Annotated in this window: 21 protein-coding genes; 20 read left to right on the top strand and 1 reads right to left on the bottom strand. The window is 72.2% G+C overall.

What is annotated here, in order from left to right; genetic code table 11:
- Positions 1-275: 275 nt before the first annotated feature.
- The 6 genes from Q2K19_RS11805 to Q2K19_RS11780 all read left to right on the top strand — a co-directional run bounded on the left by Q2K19_RS11805 (position 276) and on the right by Q2K19_RS11780 (position 6,950).
- Positions 276-1,352, top strand: a complete 1,077-nt coding sequence (locus Q2K19_RS11805) for an IS110 family RNA-guided transposase (protein ID WP_302762338.1) — start codon at positions 276-278, stop codon at positions 1,350-1,352.
- Positions 1,353-1,457: 105 nt separating this feature from the next.
- Entirely contained in the window at positions 1,458-2,135 is a 678-nt protein-coding gene (locus Q2K19_RS11800) for a response regulator transcription factor (RefSeq protein ID WP_302770535.1), read from the top strand.
- A complete protein-coding gene (locus Q2K19_RS11795; protein WP_446839667.1) occupies positions 2,132-3,205 on the top strand; it encodes a HAMP domain-containing sensor histidine kinase in 1,074 nt (357 codons plus the stop codon). Before Q2K19_RS11800 ends, Q2K19_RS11795 begins: the two co-directional genes overlap by 4 nt.
- Complete coding sequence (locus tag Q2K19_RS11790) at positions 3,202-4,827, top strand: DUF4153 domain-containing protein (RefSeq protein WP_302770534.1); 1,626 nt, start codon at positions 3,202-3,204, stop codon at positions 4,825-4,827. The genes Q2K19_RS11795 and Q2K19_RS11790 overlap by 4 nt, the downstream gene beginning before the upstream one ends.
- A gap of 31 nt (positions 4,828-4,858) precedes the next feature.
- Positions 4,859-5,305: a hypothetical protein gene (locus Q2K19_RS11785; protein WP_302770532.1), complete on the top strand. Its 447-nt coding sequence runs from the start codon at positions 4,859-4,861 to the stop codon at positions 5,303-5,305.
- A gap of 1 nt (position 5,306) precedes the next feature.
- Positions 5,307-6,950 carry a sodium/solute symporter gene (locus tag Q2K19_RS11780; RefSeq protein WP_302770530.1) on the top strand — a complete coding sequence of 548 codons (1,644 nt, stop codon included), beginning with the start codon at positions 5,307-5,309 and terminating at the stop codon, positions 6,948-6,950.
- A 45-nt stretch (positions 6,951-6,995) separates the two neighbouring features.
- Here Q2K19_RS11780 and Q2K19_RS11775 read toward each other — a convergent pair whose 3' ends face one another.
- On the bottom strand, positions 6,996-7,454 hold the full coding sequence (locus tag Q2K19_RS11775) for a pyridoxamine 5'-phosphate oxidase family protein (RefSeq protein ID WP_302770528.1): 459 nt from the start codon (positions 7,452-7,454) through the stop codon (positions 6,996-6,998).
- Positions 7,455-7,615: 161 nt separating this feature from the next.
- Between Q2K19_RS11775 and Q2K19_RS11770 the strand changes: the two genes are divergently transcribed.
- The 14 genes from Q2K19_RS11770 to Q2K19_RS11705 all read left to right on the top strand — a co-directional run bounded on the left by Q2K19_RS11770 (position 7,616) and on the right by Q2K19_RS11705 (position 24,054).
- Positions 7,616-8,377: an ABC transporter ATP-binding protein gene (locus Q2K19_RS11770; protein WP_302770527.1), complete on the top strand. Its 762-nt coding sequence runs from the start codon at positions 7,616-7,618 to the stop codon at positions 8,375-8,377.
- Complete coding sequence (locus Q2K19_RS11765) at positions 8,362-10,056, top strand: ABC transporter permease (protein ID WP_302770525.1); 1,695 nt, start codon at positions 8,362-8,364, stop codon at positions 10,054-10,056. The genes Q2K19_RS11770 and Q2K19_RS11765 overlap by 16 nt, the downstream gene beginning before the upstream one ends.
- A 135-nt stretch (positions 10,057-10,191) precedes the next feature.
- Entirely contained in the window at positions 10,192-13,098 is a 2,907-nt protein-coding gene (locus Q2K19_RS11760; RefSeq protein WP_302770523.1) for a hypothetical protein, read from the top strand.
- Between the two features lie 99 nt (positions 13,099-13,197).
- Positions 13,198-13,776, top strand: a complete 579-nt coding sequence (locus tag Q2K19_RS11755) for a flavin reductase family protein (protein ID WP_302772438.1) — start codon at positions 13,198-13,200, stop codon at positions 13,774-13,776.
- A 159-nt stretch (positions 13,777-13,935) separates the two neighbouring features.
- A complete protein-coding gene (locus Q2K19_RS11750; protein WP_302770521.1) occupies positions 13,936-14,304 on the top strand; it encodes a DUF485 domain-containing protein in 369 nt (122 codons plus the stop codon).
- Positions 14,282-15,955, top strand: coding sequence for a solute symporter family protein (locus Q2K19_RS11745; RefSeq protein WP_302770520.1), 1,674 nt, complete (start codon positions 14,282-14,284; stop codon positions 15,953-15,955). The genes Q2K19_RS11750 and Q2K19_RS11745 overlap by 23 nt, the downstream gene beginning before the upstream one ends.
- 69 nt (positions 15,956-16,024) lie before the next feature.
- Positions 16,025-17,005, top strand: a complete 981-nt coding sequence (locus tag Q2K19_RS11740; RefSeq protein ID WP_302770518.1) for a UDP-glucuronic acid decarboxylase family protein — start codon at positions 16,025-16,027, stop codon at positions 17,003-17,005.
- 74 nt (positions 17,006-17,079) lie between these two features.
- Positions 17,080-18,312: an LCP family protein gene (locus tag Q2K19_RS11735; protein WP_302770516.1), complete on the top strand. Its 1,233-nt coding sequence runs from the start codon at positions 17,080-17,082 to the stop codon at positions 18,310-18,312.
- Between the two features lie 203 nt (positions 18,313-18,515).
- On the top strand, positions 18,516-19,730 hold the full coding sequence (locus Q2K19_RS11730; RefSeq protein ID WP_302770514.1) for an LCP family protein: 1,215 nt from the start codon (positions 18,516-18,518) through the stop codon (positions 19,728-19,730).
- A 166-nt stretch (positions 19,731-19,896) separates the two neighbouring features.
- The gene (locus Q2K19_RS11725) at positions 19,897-20,859 is read left to right on the top strand and encodes an LCP family protein (RefSeq protein WP_458329377.1); all 963 of its coding nucleotides are present in this window, start codon (positions 19,897-19,899) and stop codon (positions 20,857-20,859) included.
- 26 nt (positions 20,860-20,885) lie between these two features.
- Positions 20,886-21,221 (top strand): rhodanese-like domain-containing protein, encoded by a 336-nt coding sequence (locus Q2K19_RS11720; protein WP_302770512.1) that lies wholly within the window; start codon positions 20,886-20,888, stop codon positions 21,219-21,221.
- Positions 21,222-21,236: 15 nt separating this feature from the next.
- A complete protein-coding gene (locus Q2K19_RS11715; RefSeq protein ID WP_302770510.1) occupies positions 21,237-22,028 on the top strand; it encodes a glycerophosphodiester phosphodiesterase in 792 nt (263 codons plus the stop codon).
- Between the two features lie 83 nt (positions 22,029-22,111).
- A complete protein-coding gene (locus Q2K19_RS11710) occupies positions 22,112-23,566 on the top strand; it encodes a sensor histidine kinase (protein ID WP_302770509.1) in 1,455 nt (484 codons plus the stop codon).
- A gap of 68 nt (positions 23,567-23,634) precedes the next feature.
- Positions 23,635-24,054, top strand: coding sequence for an ATP-binding protein (locus tag Q2K19_RS11705; protein ID WP_302772435.1), 420 nt, complete (start codon positions 23,635-23,637; stop codon positions 24,052-24,054).
- Positions 24,055-24,061 lie beyond the last annotated feature (7 nt).

Here is a 24,061-nt window from a genome sequence, read left to right as displayed (position 1 = left end):
GACCCCGGCGTCGTCCACCGGGTTATCCACGGTGAGATGCTTCGTCCCGCCCGGTCGGCCATGATCGTCGTGCTCCCGGCGCTGGTCTGACTCTTTGTCCACCTGGCGCCTTGGCTGCCCTTCGCCTGATTTGTCGGCCGCGCCGGGTGCACGCGCCGAACGGACGGGTGTGACCTGACAGGAGCCTGTGCAAGAGGTCCCATCACCGTGCTGTCCGTCCGCCCGACGGTGCGTGCTGCCCCGGTTGGTCACCTGGAAGGACAGCACCACCCACCATGACAGATCACCAGTTCGAAGTCATCGGCGGCGTTGACACCCACGCCGATACCCACACCGCCGTGGTCATCGACGAGGTCGGCCGGATGCATGGCCATCGCCAGTTCCCCACCACGGTGGCCGGCTACCGGGCGCTGCTGGCGTGGATGAGCGACCACGGTCCGGTACGGTCGGTCGGGATCGAGGGCACTGGCAGCTACGGCGTCGGCCTGGCCCGCTACCTGCGCGCCCAGGGCGTGCATCTCGTGGAGGTCGACCGGCCCAACCGCAAGATGCGCCGCCGGCGTGGCAAGTCCGACCCGATCGACGCCGAGGCCGCCGCCCGGGCGGTGCTGGCCGGCACCGCGACCACCACCCCGAAGAACCGAGACGGGCAGGTGGAGGCCATCCGGGTCATCCGCGTGGCCCGCACCTCAGCGGTGAAGTCGCGCACCGCGGCGATCAACGCCCTGGTCGGCATGGTCCGCACCGCCCCGGAACCGCTGCGCACCCAACTCCTGGACCTGCGCAACTCGGAACTGATCATGACCGCTGCCGCGTTGCGGCCAGCCCTGGACATCGCCGACCCGATCGCGGCGACCAAGACCGCGATCCGTCGGCTGGCGCGTCGCGTCATCGACCTGGACCGCGAGATCCGGGCCGCCGACGTCGACCTGCAGGTCCTGCTCAAGCAGGCCGCCCCGCAGCTGCTGGAGTTGCCCGGAATCGGCCCCGAAGTCGCCGCGCAGCTGCTCATCACCGCCGGCGACAACCCGGAGCGGATCCGCGACGAACGGGCGTTCGCCGCACTCTGCGGGGTCTCACCCATCCCAGCCAGTTCCGGTCGCACCGACCGGCACCGCCTCAACCGAGGCGGGGACAGGATGGCCAACAGGGCGCTCTACATCGTCGCGGTCAACCGGATGCGCTGCCATCCCGAGACGCTGACCTACGTCGAGCGCCGACGCGAGCAAGGACTGAGCAACAGAGACATCTCCCGATGTCTGAAGCGGTACATCGCGCGTCAGGTCTACCCGCTGATCTTGGAATCCCTGCGGATCCGGCCCCCGTCATCCACAGCCCTCGCAGAGCTCTGACCAGCCCGGCTTGCATTACAGGAGCATCAGGAGTGACGCGTTCTCCACAGGTTGTTCACAAGGCGCGCCACCGATCTCCACGGCCGGTCCCTACAGTCGGACGCCATGAAGGAACGCCGGGTACTGGTGGTCGAGGACGAACGGACCATCGCCGAGTCGGTCGCCGCCCGCCTGCGGGCGGAGGGCTTCACCGTGGACATCGCCGGTGACGGGCCGAGCGCCGTCGACAAGTTCCGGGCCGGGCAGCACGACCTCGTCGTCCTCGACGTCATGCTGCCCGGCTTCGACGGGCTGGAGGTGTGCCGGCGGATCCAGGCCGACCGCCCGGTGCCGGTGCTCATGCTCACCGCCCGCGACGACGAGACCGACCTGCTGGTCGGGCTGGCCGTCGGCGCGGACGACTACCTGACCAAGCCCTTCTCGATGCGGGAGCTGGCGGCCCGGGTACACGTGCTGCTGCGCCGGATGGAACGCGTGGCGACCACTCCTCCGGTCACCCTGCGGCTCGGCGACATCGAGATCAGCCCGGCCGAACGGCGGGTGGTCAAGGACGGTGCCGAGGTGCACCTGACGCCCACCGAGTTCGATCTGCTGGTGCACCTCGCCGGCCGCCCACGCACGGTGCTGCCCCGGGAGCGGCTGCTCGCCGACGTGTGGGGCTGGGCGGAGGGGTCCGGCACCCGTACCGTCGACAGCCACGTCAAGGCGCTGCGCCGCAAGCTCGGTGCGGACCTGATCCGGACGGTGCACGGCGTCGGGTACGCGCTGGAGGTTCCCGCGTGAGTGCCCGACTGGTGGACTCGCTGAACCGGGTGCTACCCCGGCCCCTCGACCCGGTCCGGTCGATCAAGATGAAGCTCGGCGTCCTACTGGTCGCCTCCTGGGCGGTCGCCGTCGGCTACTTCTGGTGGGGCATCGGCTGGCTCCCGCCGGGCACGGCGCTGACCGCCATCGCCATCGCCCTGCTCACCGCCCAGGTGCTCGCCCACGGCATGACCTCGCCGCTGCGCGAGATGACCGCTGCGGCCGGGGCGATGGCCCGGGGCGACTACACCCGCCGGGTCCGGGCCACCTCGCGGGACGAGGTGGGCGAGCTGGCTCACGCGTTCAACAAGATGGCCGCCGACCTGGCCGCCGCCGACCAGCGCCGGCGCGAGCTGATCGCGAACGTCTCGCACGAGCTGCGTACGCCGATCAGCGCGTTGCAGGGCGTGCTGGAGAACCTGGTCGACGGGGTGGCCACCCCCGAACCAGCGGCGCTGCGCGCCGCGCTCGCCCAGACCGAGCGGCTCGGGCACCTCGTCGCCGACCTGCTCGACCTGTCCCGGATGGACGCCGGCGTGGTCCCGCTGCGGCGGGTCCGGATCGACGTCGCCGACTTCCTCGACGAGGCGGTGGAACAAGCCACCGCGACGGCGGCCGGCACCGGCCGGGACGTCCACTTCCGGCTCCGGGCGCTGCCCGCGCCGCTGACCGTGCACGCCGACCCGTGGCGGCTGCACCAGGTCTTCGCCAACCTGCTCGACAACGCCGCCCGGCACAGCCCGCCGGGCGGGACGGTGCTGGTCACCGCCGAGGAGCGGGTTGGCCAACTGCACGTCGAGGTGAGCGACGAGGGCGCGGGCATCCCCGCGGCCGAGCGGTCCCGGGTGTTCGAGCGGTTCACCCGGGGCGAACGGGCCGCCGGGGGTGGGACCGGGCTGGGCCTGGCGATCGCCCGCTGGGTGGTGGAACTGCACGGCGGCACCATCCGGGTCGCCGATCCGCCCGCCGCCGCACCCGGCGCCCGCCCCGGCTGCCGGATCGAGGTCACGCTTCCGCGTACCGAACTCGCCCGAGGAGGGGCCGCATGACCACCGCACACCCGCCGCAGCCGCCGATCGATCCCCGGCTGGCGCTGGCTCACCCGACGGGTCTGCACCCCCAGCACGCACCGCAGTTCGTCGCCCGCCCGGCACCGCTGCCGTCCGCGTGGGAGCGACGCTGGCCAGGAGCCGTCGGGGCGGCCCGACCGGTGGTGCTCGGCACGGTGGCGGTGGCGGCGGGGGTGGGCGCGTCAGTGGTGCCGCTGGACCGGCCCGGGTTGGGCTGGCTGGTCGCCACCGTGGCCGGCGCCGCCGCCCTCGGCACGGCCGGGTCGCCGCCGGTCGGCGTACCCGAGGAAAGCAGCACCACGGCGGGGGCCGAGCCGGCCGTCCGTCCCGGCGCCACGGGGGCGCCGGGCCGGGCGGCCCGGCTGGCCTGGGCGGTCGCCACCGTCGCCCTGGTCGGGGTCGGCACGGTACGCGCCGCCGGCTGGCTCTTCGCGCTCTGCCTGATCGCCGCCCTCGGCACCGCCTCGCTCGCCGTGGCCGGCGGGCGTACGCCGCTGGGCCTGCTGGCGGCCGGGGTGCTGCCGCCGATCGCCAGCCTGCGGGCGCTGCCCTGGGCGGCCCGGGGGCTGCCCCGGCCCCGGCACGGCGGGCCGAGCATCGGACGACTCCTGGCCAGCCTCGGGGTCACCGCCGTGCTGCTGCTCCTGTTCGGGCTGCTCTTCTCCTCGGCCGACGCGGTCTTCGCCGACCTGGTGGCCGAAGCGCTGCCCGACGTCTCCACCCCGGGCGCGTTCGGCTGGATCTTCCGCCTGCTGCTGGTCGGCGCGGTGCTGCTCGGCGGGGCGTACCTGCTGGCCGCGCCGCCCGACCTGGAACTGCGGGCGGGGCCGGCGCGGGCGGTGCGGCGGCTGGAGTGGGTGTTGCCGCTGGCCCTGCTCGACGCGCTCTTCGCCGCCTTCGTACTGGTGCAGCTCACCGTGCTGTTCGGCGGCTCCGGGCACGTCCTGCACACGGCGGGACTGACCTACGCCGAGTACGCCCGCGGCGGGTTCTGGCAACTGCTCGCGGTCTCCGCGCTGACCCTGCTGGTGATCGCCGGGGCGATGCGCTGGGCGCCCCGGCGCACCGGGGCCGACCGGGCGCTGATCCGGCTGCTGATCGGCGGGCTGACCGTGCTGAGCCTGGTGATCGTGGCCTCGGCGCTCTACCGGATGCGGGTCTACACCGAGGCGTACGGGGCGACCCGGCTGCGCCTGGGGGTGGCGACCGTGGAGCTCTGGCTGGGGCTGCTGTTCGTGCTGGTCGGGGTGGCCACGGTCCGGCTCCGGGGCGCCTGGCTGCCCCGGCTGGTGCTGGGCGCGGGGGTGGTCGCTCTGCTCGGTCTCGCCGTGGTCAACCCCGACCGGCTGATCGCCGACTGGAACGTCACCCGGTGGCAGCGGATCGACCGGCTGGACGTGGGCTACCTGTCCGGACTGTCGGCGGACGCCGCACCGGCGCTGGACCAGCTGCCGGAGCCGTTGCGCTCCTGCGCCCTGCGGGAGATCGCGGCGCAGCTCCCCGAGGACGGCTGGCGGGCCGCGAACGTGGGCCGGGCGCGGGCCCGCGCGGTGCTCGACGCGGACCGGGGCGCGGCGGCCACGACGGTGCCCTGCCCTTGACATTCCCGCTGATCAGGCGAGACTGCCGGGGATGGCCGGAGCCGAGGACCAGGACGCTCCGGGGCGACCCGCCGAGGTCGCCCCGGTGCCGGCTCCGCGTACCCCGGCGCCGCCCCGGCGTACCCGGGTGGTGCTGGCCGAGGTGTCCCGGCCACGGAGCCGGGCGGAGCGGACCCGGTCGGAGCTGACCCAGCAGACCCGGGTCGGCGAGACCCTGGTCCAGGGGTTGGTCCGGGCCCAGCTCACCCTGGCGCTGCGGCTGAGCCTGCTGGTGCTGATCGGGCTGGGCGGGCTGCCCTGGCTGTTCGCCATCGCACCCTCGGTCGGGCGGGTCACCGTGCTCGGGGTGAACCTGCCGTGGCTGCTGCTCGGGGTGGTCGCCTTCCCGTTCCTGATCGGGGTCGGCTGGGCGTACGTGCGGCTGGCGGAACGGAACGAGCAGGACTTCACCGACCTGGTCCAGCGGCCGGAGCGCTGAGGTGGGCAACGGGTACGTCGTACCGGCGATCGTGGTGGTCACCCTGGTCACCGTCGGGATCGGCTTCTACGGGCTGCGGCTGGCCCGGACCACCTCCGACTTCCTGGTCGCCTCCCGGGCGGTCAGCCCGACCTGGAACGCCGCCGCGATCGGCGGCGAGTACCTGTCGGCGGCCAGCTTCCTGGGCGTGGCCGGGCTGATCCTCAAGTACGGCGTGGACGTGCTCTGGTACCCGGTCGGCTTCGCCGCCGGCTACCTGGCGCTGCTGCTCTTCGTGGCCGCCCCGCTGCGCCGCTCCGGGGCGTTCACCCTGCCGGACTTCTGCGAGGTGCGGCTCGGCTCGCCGCGGCTGCGGAAGCTGGCCACCATCTTCGTGATCTTCATCGGCTGGCTCTATCTGGTGCCGCAGCTGCAGGGCGCCGGGCTGACCCTGGCCACGGTGGCCGGCTCGCCGTACCCGGTGGGGGCGCTGCTGGTCGCGGTGGTGGTGACCGCGAACGTGGCGCTGGGCGGGATGCGGGCGATCACCTTCGTGCAGGCGTTCCAGTACTGGTTGAAGCTGACCGCGCTGGCCGTACCCGCGATCTTCCTGGCGTTGCAGTGGCAGGCCGACGCCCGCCCGGCGGTGACCCCGCCTGACGGGCCGGCGTTCCGGACCGCGACCACCGTCGTGGTCGAGCACCGGGCGACCCTCACCTTCCCCGACGGCGACGTCCGGGAGGTACGCCCGGGCGACCGCGTCGAGTTCGCCGCGGGCGACCCGGTGCCGGAGGTCTCCGGGGGTACGGCCACCGACGCGGCCGACTGGCTGCTGCCGGACACCGCCGGGGACGACGACCGGGGGCTGTTCGCGACGTACTCGCTGATCCTGGCCACCTTCCTGGGCACCATGGGGCTGCCGCACGTGCTGGTGCGCTTCTACACCAACCCGGACGGCGCGGCCGCCCGGCGGACCACGCTGGTGGTGCTCGCCCTGGTCGGCGTCTTCTACCTGCTGCCCACCATCTACGGCGTGCTGGGCCGGATCTACACCCCGCAACTGCTGGTGACCGGGCAGACCGACGCGGTGGTGGTGCTGCTGCCCGGGGCGGCGCTCGGCAACGGCGGCATCGGCCGGCTGCTCGCCGCGCTGGTCGCCGCCGGGGCGTTCGCGGCCTTCCTCTCCACCTCGTCCGGGCTGCTCACCAGCGTCGCCGGGGTGATCTCCACGGACGTGTTCGGCCGCGGCTCGGTACGCGGCTTCCGGCTGGCCACGGTGCTCGCCGGGGCCGTGCCGGCGGTGCTCGCGCTCAACCTCTCCGGCCTGGACGTCTCGCAGGTGGTCGGGCTGGCCTTCGCGGTGGCCGCGTCGAGCTTCTGCCCGCTGCTGGTGCTGGGCATCTGGTGGCGCGGGCTGACCGACCTGGGCGCCGCCGCCGGGGTGCTGGTCGGCGGCGGGGCCGCGGTCGGGGCGGTGCTGCTCACCGTGCTCGGCCCGCCGTTGAGCGGGTGGCCGGCCACGTTGACCACCCAGCCGGCGGCGTGGACGGTGCCGCTGGCGTTCACCGTGATGGTGGCGGTGTCGATCGCCACCCGGCGGCGGCTGCCCGCCGACGTCGGGGTGACCATGCTCCGCCTGCACGCCCCCGAAACGCTGCGCTTGTAAGGAAGGGCCCCCGCTTAACGCCTCCGGTAGAGGAGGGGTCCCCTGTTAACCCGCTTCCGTGACCCGCTGCCCGTTTCGGAGCAGGTCACGGTCAGCGATTTCGTTGACCTCCCGCCAGGCCTGGATCCGCTCCGGCCGCACCCGGAAGTACGGGTAACGGCTCCGCCGCGGGTCGAAGCCGGTCTTGGCGGCGAACGCGTCACCGACCCCGTCGGGCAGTTCCTCCGCGCGGAGCATCTCCACCGTGCCCTCCACCATGACGACGTCCCGCGTCGGGCCGATGCCGAGGCGCACCCGGCCGGTGTCCCGGAGGTTCCGGCCCGTCGGGCTGTGTTCGGCGGTGGAGAGCAGCAGGGTCTCCCCGTCCCAGAGGAAGGAGAGCGGCACCAGGTAGGGGGTCGCGTCGGCCGGGTCGGCGGTGGCCACCCAGACGTCGACGTCGTGTTCCAGCCGGTGCCGGGTGTCCGTCCAGCGCTGCTCGAGGGAGCGGGGTGGCGGGGTCATTCGTCTCCTCCTTGCGGCGGGGCTGAGCCGATCATGCCGGTTCCCGCCGGGTGCCGGGGGGCGGCGACGCCCGGCGGTGGCCCGCGGTACCGCTCAGGTATGACCGGAGATCATCCTCGGGCCGGAGCGACTCCTGACGGCAGCGGACTACGGTCGGGTTCATGGATGTGCACCCCGCGCTGTCCCTTCGCGGCCTGGCCAAGCGGTTCGACACCAAGGTGGCGGTCGCCGGCGTCGACCTGGACGTGCCGACCGGCTCGTTCTACGGGCTGCTCGGCCCGAACGGCGCCGGCAAGACCACCACCCTCTCCATGGCCGTCGGCCTGCTGCGGCCCGACGCCGGCCAGGCCCGGGTGCTCGGGTACGACGTCTGGGCCGACCCGGTCCGCGCCAAGGGTCTGCTCGGCGTGATGCCCGACGGGGTCCGGCTCTTCGACCGGCTGAGCGGGGCGGAGCTGCTGGCGTACCACGGCCTGCTGCGCGGCATGGACCCGGCGGTGGTCGACCAGCGGGCGGCGGAACTGCTGGACGTGCTGGCGCTCACCGACGCCGGCCGCACCCTGGTGGTCGACTACTCGGCGGGCATGAAGAAGAAGATCGGCCTGGCCTGCGCGCTGCTGCACGGGCCCCGGCTGCTGGTGCTCGACGAGCCGTTCGAGGCGGTCGACCCGGTCTCGGCGGCGCTGATCCGGGACATCCTGCACCGGTACGTCGTCGGCGGCGGCACGGTCGTCTTCTCCAGCCACGTCATGGAGGTGGTCGAGCGGCTCTGCTCGCACGTGGCGATCCTCGCGCAGGGGCGGATCACCCGGGTCGGCACCCTCGGCCAGGTCCGCGGCGACCGCTCCCTGGAGGAGGTCTTCGTCGAGGTGGTCGGCGGCCGCACCGCGACGGGTGAGGAGCTGTCGTGGCTGTCCCGGTGAGCGCGCCGGAGGTTCCCGCCCGCCGGGTCTCCGCCCGGCACTTCGTGCGGCTCAAGCTGCGGGTGATGGGCAACAACTTCCGCGGCCAGGGTTGGCGGATCGCGCTGTTCGTGGTGGGCGTGCTGGTCGGCCTCTGGTTCGCCCTCGGTGCCTTCTTCGCCCTCGCCGCCCCCGGCCTGGCCGGCGAACCCCGGTACGCGCTGCTGGTCGCCGCCTTCGGCGGCGGGCTGCTGGTGCTCGGCTGGCTGCTGCTGCCGCTGGTCTTCTTCGGCGTGGACGAGACCCTGGACCCGGCCCGCTTCGCCCTGCTCCCGCTGCCCCGCCGCACCCTGGTCACCGGCCTGTACGCCGCCGCGCTGATCAGCGTCCCGGTGCTGGCGACGCTGATCGCGGTGACCGGGCTGGTGGTCACCGCCGGGGCGCTCGGCGGGTGGTCGGCCGCCCTGGTCGCGGCCGTCGGGATCGTCGGCGGGCTGCTGCTCTGTGTGGCCGCCGCCCGCGCGGTGACCAGCGCGTTCGCCACCATGCTCCGGTCCCGCCGGGTCCGTGACCTGGCCGCCGTCCTGCTCGCGGTGCTGGCCGCGCTGCTCGGGCCGCTGCAGGTCCTGGCGATCGCGGCGGTCCGCCACGCCGACTGGGACCGGCTGACCGGGGTGGCCCGGGTGATCGGCTGGACCCCGTTCGGGGCGCCGTGGACGGCCGGCGTCGACGTCGCCGAGGGCCGGGTCTGGGCCGGCCTGGTGAAGCTGCTGATCACCGCGCTGGCCATCAGCGTGCTGCTGCTCTGGTGGTCGCGGACGCTGGAGTCGGCGATGGTCGGCGCGGCCAGCGCCGGGTCGGCCCGCCGGCGGGGCGAGCCGTCCGGCGGGGCGGTCGCCCAGCTCTTCCCGCGCGCGGTCGGCTGGGCGCGCCGGGACCGGTTCGGCGCGCTGGTCGCCCGGGAGTGCCGCTACTGGTGGCGGGACGCCCGGCGGCGGGCCAACCTGATCACCATCGCGGTGGTCGGCGTCTTCGTGCCGGTGATGGTCAACCTGGGCGGCTCCCGGCTGGCCACCGACGGCGAGGGGGCGTTCGGCCAGGCGACGCCCAGCTCCTCGCCGGTGCTGGTCAGCCTCTCCATGCTCTTCGTCGGGGTGCTCGCCTCGGTCACCCTGGCCAACCAGTTCGGCTTCGACGGCAGCGCGTACGCGGCGAACGTGGTGGCCGGCGTGCCGGGGCGGCTGGAGCTGCGCGCCCGGATGACCGCGTTCTCGCTCTACGTGGTGCCGCTGCTGGGCGCGGTCGCGATCATCCTGGCCACCCTGCTGCGGCATCCGGGCTGGCTGGGCGTGACGGCCGGCGCGCTGCTCGCCGCGTACGGCAGCGGCCTCGCGGTCAACGCCTTCGTCGCGGTGCTCGGCGCGTACGCGCTGCCCGAGACGAGCAACCCGTTCGCCATGAACACCGGCGCCGGGATGGTGAAGGGGCTCCTCACCCTGCTGTCCATGATCGCCTCGGCAGCTGCGGCGGTGCCGATGGTGGTGGCCGCGGCGCTGCTCGGCGACGTCTGGCTCTGGCTGGCCCTGCCGGTCGGCCTCGCGTACGGGGTGGGCGCCGCGCTCCTCAGCTCCTACCTGGCCGGGGACGTGCTGGACCGCCGCCAGCCGGAACTCCTGGCCGCCGTCACTCCCCGCCGCTGACGGGCCGCCCACCCGAGGCCGTCCGGCGGCGGGAGGCACCACGAAAACGGGTACCTGCGGCCTTGCCTCGCATCGATATGCTCGGGCACCTCGATGGCGGGGGAAGCCATCGGTCACGGGGGAGGTGCCCTGGTCGTGCGCACACGAAGATTGCTGGCCGCGTCACTCGGGATGATGCTCGGCGCGGGTCTGGTCGGCGTCATCGCCGTGCCGGCCCAAGCTTACGAGCAGCGGGACGTGGGAAAGTCCGGCTGGGCCTACACGGACTCACAACTGCCGGACAGGTCGTTCATCAACCCCGCGGGAGACGCGCCGATCGGTGCCTGGACGGACGCGGACGGCAACAAGCACAAGTCCCGGTCCTATTTCACCTTCGACATCTCGCGCTTCCGTGGCGCCGTCATCCACAAGGCGGACCTGGTCATCGCGGAGCGATCGGCGGCTGACTGCTCGTCGGCCCAACCGGTCGAGCTCTGGCGCACCGATCCGATCAAGGCGACCACGAGCTGGGAGTCCACGCCACGCCAACGGGAACTGCTGGGCACTGTCCAGGCCGGCGGCGCCGCCACCTGCCCCGGCTATCTGGTGTGGGACATCATGCCCGCGTTGCAGAAGCTGGCGAACCAGGACGAGCAGACTCTCACCGTCGAGATCCGGGTGCCGCACGGCGACGAGGGCAAGGTCTCCCACGGCCGCAAGCTCCGCCCGTACCCCGTCATCCACAGCGAGGCCAACCACGCACCGACGGTGGAGCAGATCGGGCTCGAGTTCCCCTCGTGGGCCTGCGGGTCCAAGGAGAACCCGCAGCCCGTGGGGGCGCGCAACTACACCCTGATGGTCCGTGGCGCGGACGCGGACAGCAACGACTCCAGCTTCAACGGGCAGTTCGCCGCCTGGCCGGTCGGCCACGAGGACGAGCGTTCCGAGCGGTTCGGATCGAGCTACGGACCCACGCTCTCCAAGGTCGCCTGGGACATGTCGCAGTACCCGCACGGCACCGTGGTGGCCTGGCGGGCCCGCGCCTACGACGGTCACGACTACTCGGCGTGGGCCGAGCCGTGCTACGTGAAGGTGGACGGGCAGGCACCGGCCGCACCGGCGGTCACCTCGGCGAAGTACCCGGATGACGGCCAGGCGCACGGCGGTTCGGGAGTGCCGGGTACCTTCACGTTCACGGCGAACGGATCGTCGGACGTGGTCGGCTACTACTGGGGACGCTTCGGCGGGACGTACAACTACATCCCGGCACCCGAACCGGGGGCCGACGTGACGCTCGAATACACGCCAACCTCCTTCTCCGAGTCCCTGAGCGTGCGCAGTGTCGACAGCGCCTCGAACTCCTCCCCGGTGACCGAGTACCGCTTCCTCGTCCGATCCACTGCACCAGAGGTGCGGGTGACGGTGGGCGGTGTCGGCCTGCCGAGCCGGTTGGCGATCTCCACGAACGTCGACGGGGTCACCGAGTTCGGCTACAGGATCGGTGACGCCGACGAGGTCAAGGTCCCGGCGAACGCCGAGGGCGCCGCGGACGTCCAGGTGGTGTTCCCGCAGGCCGGTTCCATCAAGCTCCAGGTCCGGAGCTACGCCGGGACCGAGCTGGTCGGCGCGCACACGGAGGACGTGTCGGTCCACGACACCCCGTTCGTGGAGTCGACCGACTTCGCCTTCCCCGACCACGACGGCGTGGTCGACCGCCCGGGCAGCTTCACCTTCCGGCCCGCTCGGCCGGGGGTGGTGGCGTACGAGTACGCGTTCCTCTACGACGACCTGCAACGGATCGAGGCGGGGGCAGACGGCACCGCGGTGCTGCAGTGGACCCCGACGGAGCCGAACTGGTACGTGCTGAACGTGCGCAGCATCAGCGCCGACGGCACCGTCTCCGAGACCGTGCAGTACCAGTTCAACGTCATCGACATCAAGCCGACCGTCTACTCCAGCACCTACTACGAGTACGGCGCATGGGGCGGCGTGGGCATCCCCGGCGAGTTCGACTTCGACACCGCGATGCCGGACGTGGACGTCTACCTCTACCGGCTCAACGACGGGCCCGAGCAGGTCGCCGACCCGGAGTACAGCTGGGCTCAGGTGACGCTGGCGCCGGACCGTTCCGGCATCAACACGCTGACGGTGCGTACCCGTTTCCTAGACGGGTCCTTCTCGCCGTCGCGGACCTACACGTTCGAGGTCAGTGATGCCCCGGTGGTGGTGTCCAGCGACTATCCCGAGAACGACTCCGCCGGCCAGCCCGGCCAGCCGGGTCGGTTCACGTTCAATCCGGGCCGCTCGGACGTGGTGGAGTACCGCTACGTGCTGGAGTACACCGGCGAGGAGCAGACCGTGGCCGCCGGGCCGGACGGTAAGGCGACCATCGAGATCACGCCGACGCACCCGGGGTACACCCTCCTGACGGTCACCAGCCGGACGGCCGACGGCACGGCCAGCGCCGAGCGGCGGTACTACTTCCGGGTACGCGACCCGCGGGTCAACGTGAGCAGCGCGTACGACGAGTACACGGCCCGGGGCGGGATCGGCGCGATCGGCAGGTTCGGGGTCTACACCGAGATCAGCGAGGTGACCACGTTCGAGTACCGGCTCAACGACGGCGCCTGGCGGAGCTTGCCGAAGACTCCCGACGCGCTGGTCACCGACATCTCGGTGACCATGGATCGCAACGGCGCGAACGTCTTCTCGGTGCGGGGCCGCACCGCGGCGGGCGAGTACACGCCACAGACGGACTACCCCTTCCTGGTCGGCACGGCGCCCCAGGTGTCTTCCAGCACCTACCCGTCTGGCCAGTGGGCCGGTGGCGTGGGCGTGCCGGGTGAGTTCACGTTCACCCAGGGCAGTCCGGGCGTGGTGGAGTTCGAGTACCGGGTCGATGACGGCGAGCCCGTGCTGGTGACGGCGAATGACGCCGGGGTGGCCACCGTCAGCTACACGCCGACCTCGACCAGTTCGCACACGATGGCGGTGCGCGGACGTACGGCCGACGGCGGGTGGACCGACACGACCAGTTACTACTTCCTGGTCGACTTCTCCTGATCATTGGTTGACGCGGTGGGCCGCCCCGCTCGGGGCGGCCCACCGGCACGCGGACGGCCCTGCTCAGAGGCGCGCGAGCAGTTCGGCTACGCCACCGACCTGCGCGGCCGCTTCCTGGGCTGGGCGCGGGGGCGGGGCGGCACAATGTTTCACGTGAATCATGAGCCGGGCGCCGAGATCCACCACACCGATCCGTTCGCCGTGCCGGCCGGGCAGCGCTCGCCGGTACGCCGGCTGCGCGGTCGGCTGGCCGCCCCGGTGACCCTCTGGACCGCGCCCGGGCCGGCGGGGCTGACCGTGTCGTCCACCCTGGTGGCCGAGGGGGAGCCGGACCGGCTGCTCGGGCTGGTCGACGCGGAGTCGGACCTGTGGGCGGCGATCGAGGCGGCGGGCCGGTTCGCGGTCGCGCCGCTCGGTCCGGGGCACCGGCAGCTCGCCGACCGCTTCGCCGGTCTCTTCCCGTCCCCCGGCGGCCTCTTCGCGATCGGGGCCTGGACGGACACGCCGTACGGGCCGGTGCCGTCGGACGCCGGCGGGTGGGCCGGCTGCCGGCTCGAAGCCGCCCGGGAGTACGGCTGGGGCCTGCTGGTCGAGGCCACCATCGAGGCGATCGACCTGGCCGAGGAGACCGCTCCGCTGCTGCACTACCGCGGCCGCTACCGGGAACTCACGGACTGACCGGCGACCGTTCAACGGAGTGACCTGGGTCACTCGGCGCAGCCGGAGTGCCGTTCGGCGCAACCGCTGACCGTCGCCGATCCGAGCCTTCCCCGGCGGGGAGCGCGCTCTCTACCGTGCGCAAAAATCCCCGACGCCTGTGAAGGTGGTGATCCACAGATGTCCACGGACACACCCGCGTCCGCGCCGGCCGAGTCCGCGGCGGAGCGGTACCTCGCCGTACAACGGTCGGACGAGTTCGCCGGGTTGCGGCGTGCGCTGCGCGGTTTCGTCTTCCCGATGACCGTCGCGTTCTTCCTGTGGTACGCGCTCTACGTCATCCTCTCCGCCTACGCGCGGGGCTTCATGGGCGCGAAGCTCCTCGGCAACATCAACGTGGCGCTCGTCTTCGGCCTGCTCCAGTTCGTCTCCACGTTCGTCATCGCGTGGCTCTACTCCCGGTTCGCCGACCGGCGGATCGACCCGGTCGCCGACCGCATCCGCACCGAGATCGGGGAGGTGACCCATGACGACGGTCCTCGCGGCTGAGGCGGGCAGCAACACCGCCCGCAACCTCACCATCACGCTCTTCCTGATCTTCGTGGCGATCACGCTGGCCATCACCATCTGGGCCAGCCGGCAGACCAAGACCGCCACCGACTTCTACGCCGGCGGCCGCTCGTTCTCCGGCTTCCAGAACGGCATGGCGATCGGCGGCGACTACATGTCCGCCGCGTCCTTCCTCGGCATCGCCGGCATCATCGCCCTGTACGGCTACGACGGCTTCCTCTACTCGATCGGCTTCCTGGTCGCCTGGCTGGTGGCGCTGCTGCTCGTCGCCGAGCTGCTGCGCAACTCCGGCCGGTACACGATGGCCGACGTGCTGGCGTTCCGGATGCGCCAGCGCCCGGTCCGGACGGCGGCGGCGGTCTCCACCATCACCGTCTCGATCTTCTACCTGCTGGCCCAGATGGTCGGCGCGGGCGCGCTGGTCGCCCTGCTGCTCGGCATCAAGCCGGGCACCACCTTCCTCGGCATGGACGCGGACACCGCCAAGGTGGCCACGATCATCATGGTCGGCGCCCTGATGATCATTTACGTGACCGTGGGCGGCATGAAGGGCACCACGTACGTCCAGATCGTCAAGGCGTTCCTGCTGATGACCGGCGCGATCGTGATGACCCTGCTGGTGCTGGCGCACTACAAGTTCAACCTGTCCTCGCTGCTGGGTGACGCCGCCGAACAGTCCGGCAAGGGCTCAGCCTTCCTCGAACCGGGCCTGCGCTACGGCGTCGAGAAGGCCGGTGACGCGACGCAGACCTTCTACAACAAGATGGACCTGCTCTCGCTCGGCATCGCGCTGGTGCTCGGCACCGCCGGCCTGCCGCACATCCTGATCCGCTTCTACACCGTGCCGACCGCCAAGGCGGCCCGGAAGAGCGTGCTCTGGGCGATCGGCATCATCGGCGTCTTCTACCTGCTCACCCTGGCTCTCGGCTTCGGCGCGGCGGCGCTGGTCGGCGGGCAGGCGATCACCGCGCAGGACAAGGCCGGCAACACCGCCGCACCGCAGCTCGCGGAGGCGCTGGGCATCAAGTTCCTCGGCGGTGATCTCGGTGGCGCGACGCTGCTGGCGATCATCGCGGCGGTCGCCTTCGCCACGATCCTGGCGGTGGTCGCCGGGCTCACCCTGGCCTCGTCGTCCAGCCTGGCGCACGACTTCTACGCCAACGTGGTGAAGAACGGGCAGGCGTCGGAGCGGCAGGAGGTCAACGTCGCGCGGATCTCCGCCCTGGTGATCGGCGCGATCTCCATCGTGCTGTCGATCTTCGCGCAGAGCCTGAACGTGGCGTTCCTGGTGGCGCTGGCCTTCGCGGTGGCCGCCTCGGGCAACCTGCCGGCGATCCTCTACAGCCTGTTCTGGAAGCGGTTCAACACCTCGGGTGCGGTGTGGGCGATCTACGGCGGTCTGCTCGCCGCCGTGGTCCTGGTCTTCTTCTCCCCGGTGGTCTCCGGGGCGCCGACGGCCATGTTCCCCGAGCACGACTGGCACTGGTTCCCACTGTCGAACCCGGGCATCATCTCCATCCCGTTCGGCTTCCTCTGCGGCTGGATCGGCACCCTGATCTCCAAGGAGCACGACGAGGAGAAGTACGCGGAGTTGGAGGTACGCGCCCTCACCGGTGCGGGCGCGCACTGACCCACGCCATCCGGGGCGGGTCGGAGCCGACGGCGGCTCCGACCCGCCCCCTTGAGTAGGCTGACCGACATGAAGGTCGCTTCCCGTTTCGGAACCGGACACCGGATCCTCGTCACCGGCGGTGCCGGGTTCGTGCCGTCACACCTGATCGACCGGCTCATCGAGCGCGGCTGCACGGTCGTGGCGCTGGACAACTTCATCACCGGTTCCAAGGACAACGTGGCCCACCTGCTGGACCAGCCGACCTTCACGCTGATCGAGGCCGACATCTCCGACGGGCTGCCGACCCACCACCCGGCCATGGCCGAGCGGTTCGACGCGATCCTGCACATGGCCTCGCCGGCCAGCCCGACCGACTTCGAGAAGCTGCCGGTGGAGATCCTCCGGGTCGGTTCGGTCGCCACGCTGGCCCTGCTGGAGCGGGCCACCGCCGACGGCGCCCGGTTCCTGATGGCCTCCACCTCCGAGGCGTACGGCGACCCGGAGGAGCACCCGCAGCGCGAGAGCTACTGGGGGCACGTCAACCCGATCGGCATCCGGAGCGTCTACGACGAGGCCAAGCGCTTCTCGGAGGCGGCCACCATGGGCTACCACCGCAGCCGGGGCACCGACACCGCGATCGTCCGGATCTTCAACACGTACGGCCCGCGGATGCGGCCGGACGACGGCCGGGCCATCCCGACCTTCATCTCCCAGGCGCTGCGCGGCGAGCCGATCACCGTGCACGGCACCGGCAACCAGACCCGCTCGATCTGCTACGTCGACGACCTGGTGCGGGGCATCCTGCTGCTGCTCGACTCGACCGAGACCGGCCCGATCAACTGCGGTACCGAGCACGAACTGTCGATGCGGCAACTGGCCGAACTGGTCGTGTCACTCACCGGAAGCACCTCCGAGGTGACCTACATCACCCGCGGCGCGGACGACCCGGAAAAGCGCCGTCCGGATCTCACCCTCGCCCGGGAGTTGCTGGGATACGAGCCGACCGTGGCACCCGAAGACGGCCTCCGACGCACGATCGAGTACTTCCGCGAGCGGCTAGGGTACTGAATCCGCCTGGGAGGAGACTGACACCCGGCTCCGCCTGAGAGCGGTAGTGGTTCGGCCGACCTACCCTCGGTTACATGTCAGCGACCACGCCTACCGGCGCCCCCTTCCCGTACCTGAGTCGGAGCGCGGGCCGTGCCCAGGTCCCCGGCCGGGGCACCGCGGGGGGCGCCCGCGCGACCGAGGCCCGCTGGTACCCGTCGTACGACGGGGAGCGGAGCCCGGGTGGACCCGGCGGCCCGGGCGGACCGTCCGGTCCCGGCGGCCCGGGCGGTCCCGGCGGCCCGGGCCGGCGTGGTCCCCGCCCGCGCTGGGGACGGATCGGCCTGGTGGCCGGCGTCGCGGTCCTGGTGCTGGCGCTGCTCGCCGGCGTGGGGACCTGGTTCTACGCCCGCAACCTCAACAACGACCTCGCCCGGACCGACCCCTTCTCGGAGATCACCGGGGGCCGGCCGGCCAAGACGGTCGACGGCGCGCTGAACATCCTGATGGTGGGCAGCGACTCGCGGGACCCCGACGTCACGGTCGACACCTCCGGCAAGTGGCGGTCGGACACGATCATCCTCATGCACGTCCCGGCCGACCACAAGCAGGCCTACCTGGTCTCCATCCCGCGTGACCTGTACGTGCCGATCCCGGAGAACGCGGGTGCATCGTGCGACTCCGGCTCGCGCAACAAGATCAACGCGGCCTTCGCGTTCGGCGGCCTGCCGCTCGCGGTGAAGACCGTCGAGTGCTTCACCGACGTCCGGATCGACCACGTGATGGCGATCGACTTCGCCGGCTTCAAGGAGGTCACCGACGCCCTGGGCGGGGTCGACCTCGAGGTGGAGCGGACCATCACCTCGATCCACAAGCCGTACCGGACGTTCACCAAGGGCGTGAACCACATGAACGGCGCCGAGGCTCTGGACTGGGTGCGGCAGCGCAAACAGTTCCCCGACGGCGACTTCGCCCGGATGCGCCACCAGCAGGAATTCCTCAAGGCGCTGATGGACAAGGCGGCCAGCACCGGGACATTGACCAATCCCAAGAAGCTGAACGATTTCCTCAAGGCGGTGACCGCCGCGGTCACGGTGGACCAGGGCTTCTCGCTGACCGACATGGCGCTGCAGTTCCGCAGCCTGCGCGGCGAGAACCTGACCTTCATCACCAGCCCCAACCTGGGTGGCCAGGACATCGGCGGCCAGTCGGTGGTGGTCTCCGACCGGGAGAAGGCGCTGGCCATGTACAAGGCCATCGCGGCGGACACGATGGCCGACTGGGTGAAGGCGAACCAGAAGGGCGACGACACGGGAAACGGCGGCTGACGGCCCCGAGGTGATCGGCCGGACGGCGGCCAGAGACTCGCTCCACGGCGGGCCAACCGCCGACCGGATGCTCTCAATTGTCCGTTCGGTCAATTTGCCGAGACGAGTGCCGCGAAATGCGGGAACAGCCAGCAGACGAGGTCGCCAGAACGGGACCGAGTACGTAGAGTGGTCGCGCCCCCGATCACCGAGCTGGAGCACGCATGTCGATCCAGACCAGCCGTCACCCTCAGTCATATAATCCTGGCGCGCCTGGGCGGACGCCCCCGATCATTCCGACCCAGCCCGGCCCCGGTGGCCGCGGCCCCGGTGACCGGAAGAAGCGGACCAAGCGCAAGGACCCGCTCTGGGCCAAGCTCACGGTGATCTTCGGCGCGGTGCTGATGATGACGAGCGGCCTCGCGATCGTCGGCAGCAAGGCGGTGATCGGTCAGGCCACCAGCAACATCGCCCAGCGCAACCTGCTCGGTGACGCGGGCAAGACCGAGGCCGAGGGCGGCAAGAGCCTGGACGGCCCGATCGACATGCTGCTGCTCGGCGTCGACGCCCGCGAGCGCTGGGCGGCGGACAATGTCCGCTCCGACACGATCATCATCCTGCACATCCCGGCCAGCCACGACCAGGCGTACCTGATCTCGATCCCCCGGGACACCGAGGCCCAGATCCCGGCGGACTCGAAATCCGGCTACCGGGGCGGCACCGACAAGATCAACGCGGCCTTCTACTGGGGCGCCCAGAACGGCGGTGGCTGGGAGGGTGGCGCCCGGCTGATGGCCAAGACCATCAAGTCGATGACCGGGATCAGCTTCGACGGCGCCGCGATCATCAACTTCGGCGGCTTCAAGAACGTGATCGACGCACTCGGCACGGTGCGGATCTGCGTGAGCCACGAGGTCAAGTCACACCACATGATGATGGTCGACGGCAAGCCGATGTGGAACGCGGATGCGAGGAAGACCGGCAAGCCGATGACCCCGGTGGTGCACAAGAAGGGCTGCAAGGAGATGGAGGGCTGGGAGGCCCTCGACTACGCCCGCCAGCGCTACGGCCTGCCGAACAGCGACTACGACCGCCAGCAGAACCAGCAGCAGCTGATCAAGGCGATGGCGAAGAAGGCCACCGACAAGGGCATGATGACCAACCCGCTCAAGCTGAACCAGCTGATCAAGGCGGCCGGCAAGGCCTTCATCCTGGACACCGGCGGCGTGCCGATCGCCGACTTCATCTACACCCTCAAGGGCGTCAGCGGCAACGACCTGGTCACCCTGCGCACGAACGGCGGCACGTACAGCCCGAATGCCGACCGCAGCAAGGAATCGCTCAACGAGCTGAGCATGCAGATGTTCCGAGCGGTCAAGAACGACAAGCTCGCCGACTTCGTGGTGGCGAACCCGGGCGTCCTCTCCACGCGCAAATGACCTGATGACCCAGCGGTAGCTGCGGCGAAAGCGACCGCCGCCGGGGTCCCGGCCCGTAGCCTGACGTGAGCAGGTCTCACGTCATCGCGGCTGCGGGAGGGGTGCCACGTCCAGGCCAGCACGGACCGGACGCGGGCGGGGTCAACCCGCCCGCCGGACCCGGTTCCTGGTCCCCGCCGGCCTCGCCCTGGTCCTCCTCGCCACGCTCGGCCTGACCGGGCTGCACTGGCTCACCAACCGGTACGACCGGACGGTCACCAAGCAGCAACTGCTCGACAAGACCGCCCGGCAGCCGCGCACCGACCTGTCACGCCCGCTCAACTACCTGCTGATCGGCTCCGACCACCGGCCCGGCGCCAACCCCGACGACCAACGCTCGGACAGCATCCTGATCGTGCACGTGCCGGCCGGGATGCGGCAGGCGTACCTGATCTCCATCCCGCGGGACCTGCTCGTCGCCATCCCGGCGGCGCCCGGCTACGGCGGCGGCCAGGACAAGATCAACGCGGCGTACGAGCACGGCGGCGGCGGTGAGGCCGGCGCCCGGCTGCTCTCCGCCACCCTGAGCCGGCTCACCGGGATCCGCTACGACGGCGCCGCGCTGGTCGACTTCTCCGGGTTCAAGGAGGTCATCGACCTGCTCGGCGGCATCCGGATGTGCGTGGACACCGAGGTCCGCTCGATCCACACCAGGACCCTGTTCACCCCCGGCTGCCAGCAGATGGACGGCGCCCGGACGCTGGATTACGTCCGCCAGCGCTACGACCTGCCCGACGGCGACTACGACCGGCAGCGGCACCAGCAGCAGATGCTCCGCGCGGTGCTCGACAAGGCCGGCGAGACCCACCTGCGCAACGACCCGGTGAAGCTGGACCGGGTGCTGCGGGCGGTCGGCGGCGCGCTGACCGTGGACACCAACGGCGTACCGCTGGAGGACCTGCTCTTCGCGCTCCGGTCGCTGCCCGCGGACGCGCTGCACGGGGTGCAGGTGCCGTCCTATCCGCAGACCATCGGCGAGGTCTCCTACGTGGTGTTGGACAACGGCGGCGCCGGCCTCTTCGACGCGCTGCGGGCCACCCGGGTGCCGGAGTGGGCCGGGGCCAATCCCCGCTGGGTCAACCGGCTGTGAGCGGGGCCGCCGTCTAGGCTTGTCCCGTGTTCGGACCCCAGGTTCCCAGCGTGCCCGCGTCGGCCGTGCCCGACGACACCTACCTGCTCGACGTCCGGGAGGACGACGAGTGGGCCGCCGGCCACGCGCCGACCGCCCACCACCTGCCGATGACCGAGCTGCCCGCCCGGCTGGCCGAGGTGCCGAACGACCGCCCCGTCGACGTGATCTGCCGCTCCGGCGGACGATCCGCCCAGGTCGTCGCGTACCTGATGCGCAACGGGTGGGACCAGGTGCGCAACGTCGCGGGCGGGATGGGCGAGTGGGCCGCCGCCGGCCGTCCGGTGGTCACCGACGACGGGCAGCCGGGACAGGTGGCCTGAGGCGCGTCGGCGGCCATGCCCACCCCCCTGGTCTTCGCGCACCGCGGCTCCTCGTACGACCTGCCCGAGCACACCCTGGCCGCGTACCTGCGCGCGCTCGACGAGGGCGCGGACGGGCTGGAGTGCGACGTCCGGCTCACCCGGGACGGGCACCTGGTCTGCGTGCACGACCGCCGGTTGGACCGGACCAGCAACGGTCAGGGGCGGGTCAGCGCGCGTACCCTCGCCGAGCTGGAGGCGCTGGACTTCGGCTCCTGGCACCCCGGCGGGCTGCCGGCTGACGGGGACGAACCGCTCGACGAGTCGCACACCCGGCTGCTCACCCTGGAGCGGCTGCTGGCCGCCGTCCTGGCCGCCCGACGCCCGGTCCGCCTGCTGATCGAGACCAAGCACCCCTCCCGGTACGGCCGGGACGTGGAACGCCGCCTGGTCGCCCTGCTGCGGCGGTACGGGCTGGCCGAGCCGGGGCCGGACGACCCGGTGCGGGTCACCGTGATGTCCTTCTCCCCGCTGGCCGTACGCCGGATCCGTGACCTCGCGCCGGCCCTGCCCACGGTGCTGCTGCTCGAGGTGTTGCCGCGCTGGCTGCGGCTGGGCCGGCTGCCCTTCGGCACCCGGATCGCCGGGCCGGGGATCGGCCTGGTCCGCGCCCGGCCGCAGCTCGTGCCGGCGCTGCACGCCGCCGGCAACGAGGTCTACGTCTGGACGGTCAACGAGCCGGAGGACCTGGAACTGGTGCTGGCCGCCGGGGTGGACGGGGTGATCACCGACCGGCCCGCCCGGGCCCTGGCCCGGCTGGGCCGTTGAGCCCGGGCGATCCACCCGGCGGCCGGTCCCGCCCCGCCCGGGCGGGGGTGTCCCCGGACCGGCCGGCGGGGCACACTCGGGACATGCCGGAGCGAACCGACTACGCCGCCCTCATCGCCGGCCACACCAGCGTCATCGACATGATCAACTCCGGCGAGTCCGGCCTCTCCGTGCTCAACCGGCTGCTCCGGCTGGTCGAGCCCGCCGTCGGCGCGGCCGGCCTGGTCTGGGTGGAGTTCGCCCCCGCCGGCGGACGGGTGATCGCGGGGACCGGCAGCGCGGAGTTCGTCGTCGGCCGCCCCCTGCCGGCCACCGACCCGGTCACCGTCTGCCTGCTCTCCGGGCCGGCGGTCCGCGACGTCCGGGTGGGCGGAATCCCCGGGGCGCTCACCGAGGAGCTGGCCGCGCGCGGGCTGGGCCAGATGATCGTGGCCCGCGGCGAGATCGGCGGCCTCACCGTCGGCAGCCTGCACGCCCTCTACCCGGAAGGCGAGCCGCTCGAGGCGTCCCAGCGCGCCGTCATCGGCTACGTCGCCGCCTGCATCGCCCACATGTACGGCGACCAGACCGGCCTGCCCGTGCACGGCGACGGCCCGGTGGTGGCGGCGCTCGCCGACGGCTTGGCGGTGGTGGACCGGAAGCACCACGTACGGCTCTGGAACCCGGCCGCCGCCCAGGTCACCGGCCGCCAGGCCGGCGAGGCGCTGAACCGCCCGCTGCCGTTCCCGCTCCCCCCGTCCGGGCACGTGCTCGACCACCGGCTGCCGGACGGCCGCTGGCTGCGGGTCACCGCCGGGGAGCTGCCCGGACCCGGCGCGCTGCGGGTGGTCACCTTCCGGGACATCACCGACCAGCAGCGCCGCGACCACGACCGGGATCTCTTCGTGGCGGTGACCAGCCACGAGCTGCGTACCCCGGTCACCGTGATCAAGGGGTACGCGGACACCCTCACCGACCACTGGGAGTCGCTCAGCGACGACGACCGGCGGCAGGCCGCCCGGATCATCGGGCAGCGGGCGAACGAGCTCGCCCGGCTCGTCGACCGGCTGCTCACCGCCGCCACCGAGAACCGGCCCGGCGGGGAGCCGGCCGCCCCGTTCGACCTCACCGACGCGCTGCGGGCCGCGGTGACCGACCTGCCGGCGGACGTCCGGCACCGGATCGTCCTCGACCTGCCGGCCGACCTGCCCAAGGCGCTGGGCGACCGGCACAGCCTCGCCACCGTGCTCACCGAACTGAGCACCAACGCCGGGAAGTACTCGCTGCCGGACACCCCGATCGAGGTCACCGCCGACGCGGACGGGCGGACCGTCTCCTTCCGGGTCGCCGACCGGGGCATCGGCATCCGGCCGGAGCACGTGGAACGGGCGTTCGACCGGTTCTGGCAGGGCGAGTCCGGGGACCGGCGGCGCTACCCGGGCGCCGGGCTGGGTCTCTATCTCGTCCGCCAGATCGTTGAACAGCAGAATGGCTGGGTATCCCTCCGACCGAGGACCGGTGGGGGTACCGTCGCAGAGGTGCGGCTGCCACGGGGATGACCGCGGCACCCCACGGGGTGGAAGAGGGACGACGGGTGTCGACGGGTTCGGTCGGACGATCGTGGTGCGTGGTGGTGCCGCACCACGCGACCGGCGCGCGCCTGGCCCGGCACCGGCTCGCCGACGAGCTGGCCGGCGTCGTCTCCCCGGCCCTGCTGGCGGACCTCGTCGCGGTCCTCGCCGAGCTGGTGGGCAACGCCGTACGCCACGCCGACCCGCTGCCCGGCGGGGTCGTCCGGGTCGCCTGGCGGCTGCGCGCCGACCCCGCCGGCGGGCAGACCGTCCAGCTCCGGGTCACCGACGGCGGATCGGCCTCGGGTCCGCTGATGCGGCCGCCGAACCCCGACGCCGTCGACGGGCGCGGGCTGCACATCGTCTCCGGCCTGGCCAGCCGCTGGGGGGTCGAGCGGGACGGCCTCGGCCAGAGCGTCTGGGCCGAGTTCGACCCCGCCGCCGCGCCCCGGCCGGACCTGGTCGCGGCCGGGTGACCGCCCC

Source organism: Micromonospora sp. NBRC 110009, from assembly GCF_030518795.1.
GTDB lineage: Bacteria > Actinomycetota > Actinomycetes > Mycobacteriales > Micromonosporaceae > Micromonospora.
This window is presented reverse-complemented; position numbering and strand designations above follow the sequence as displayed.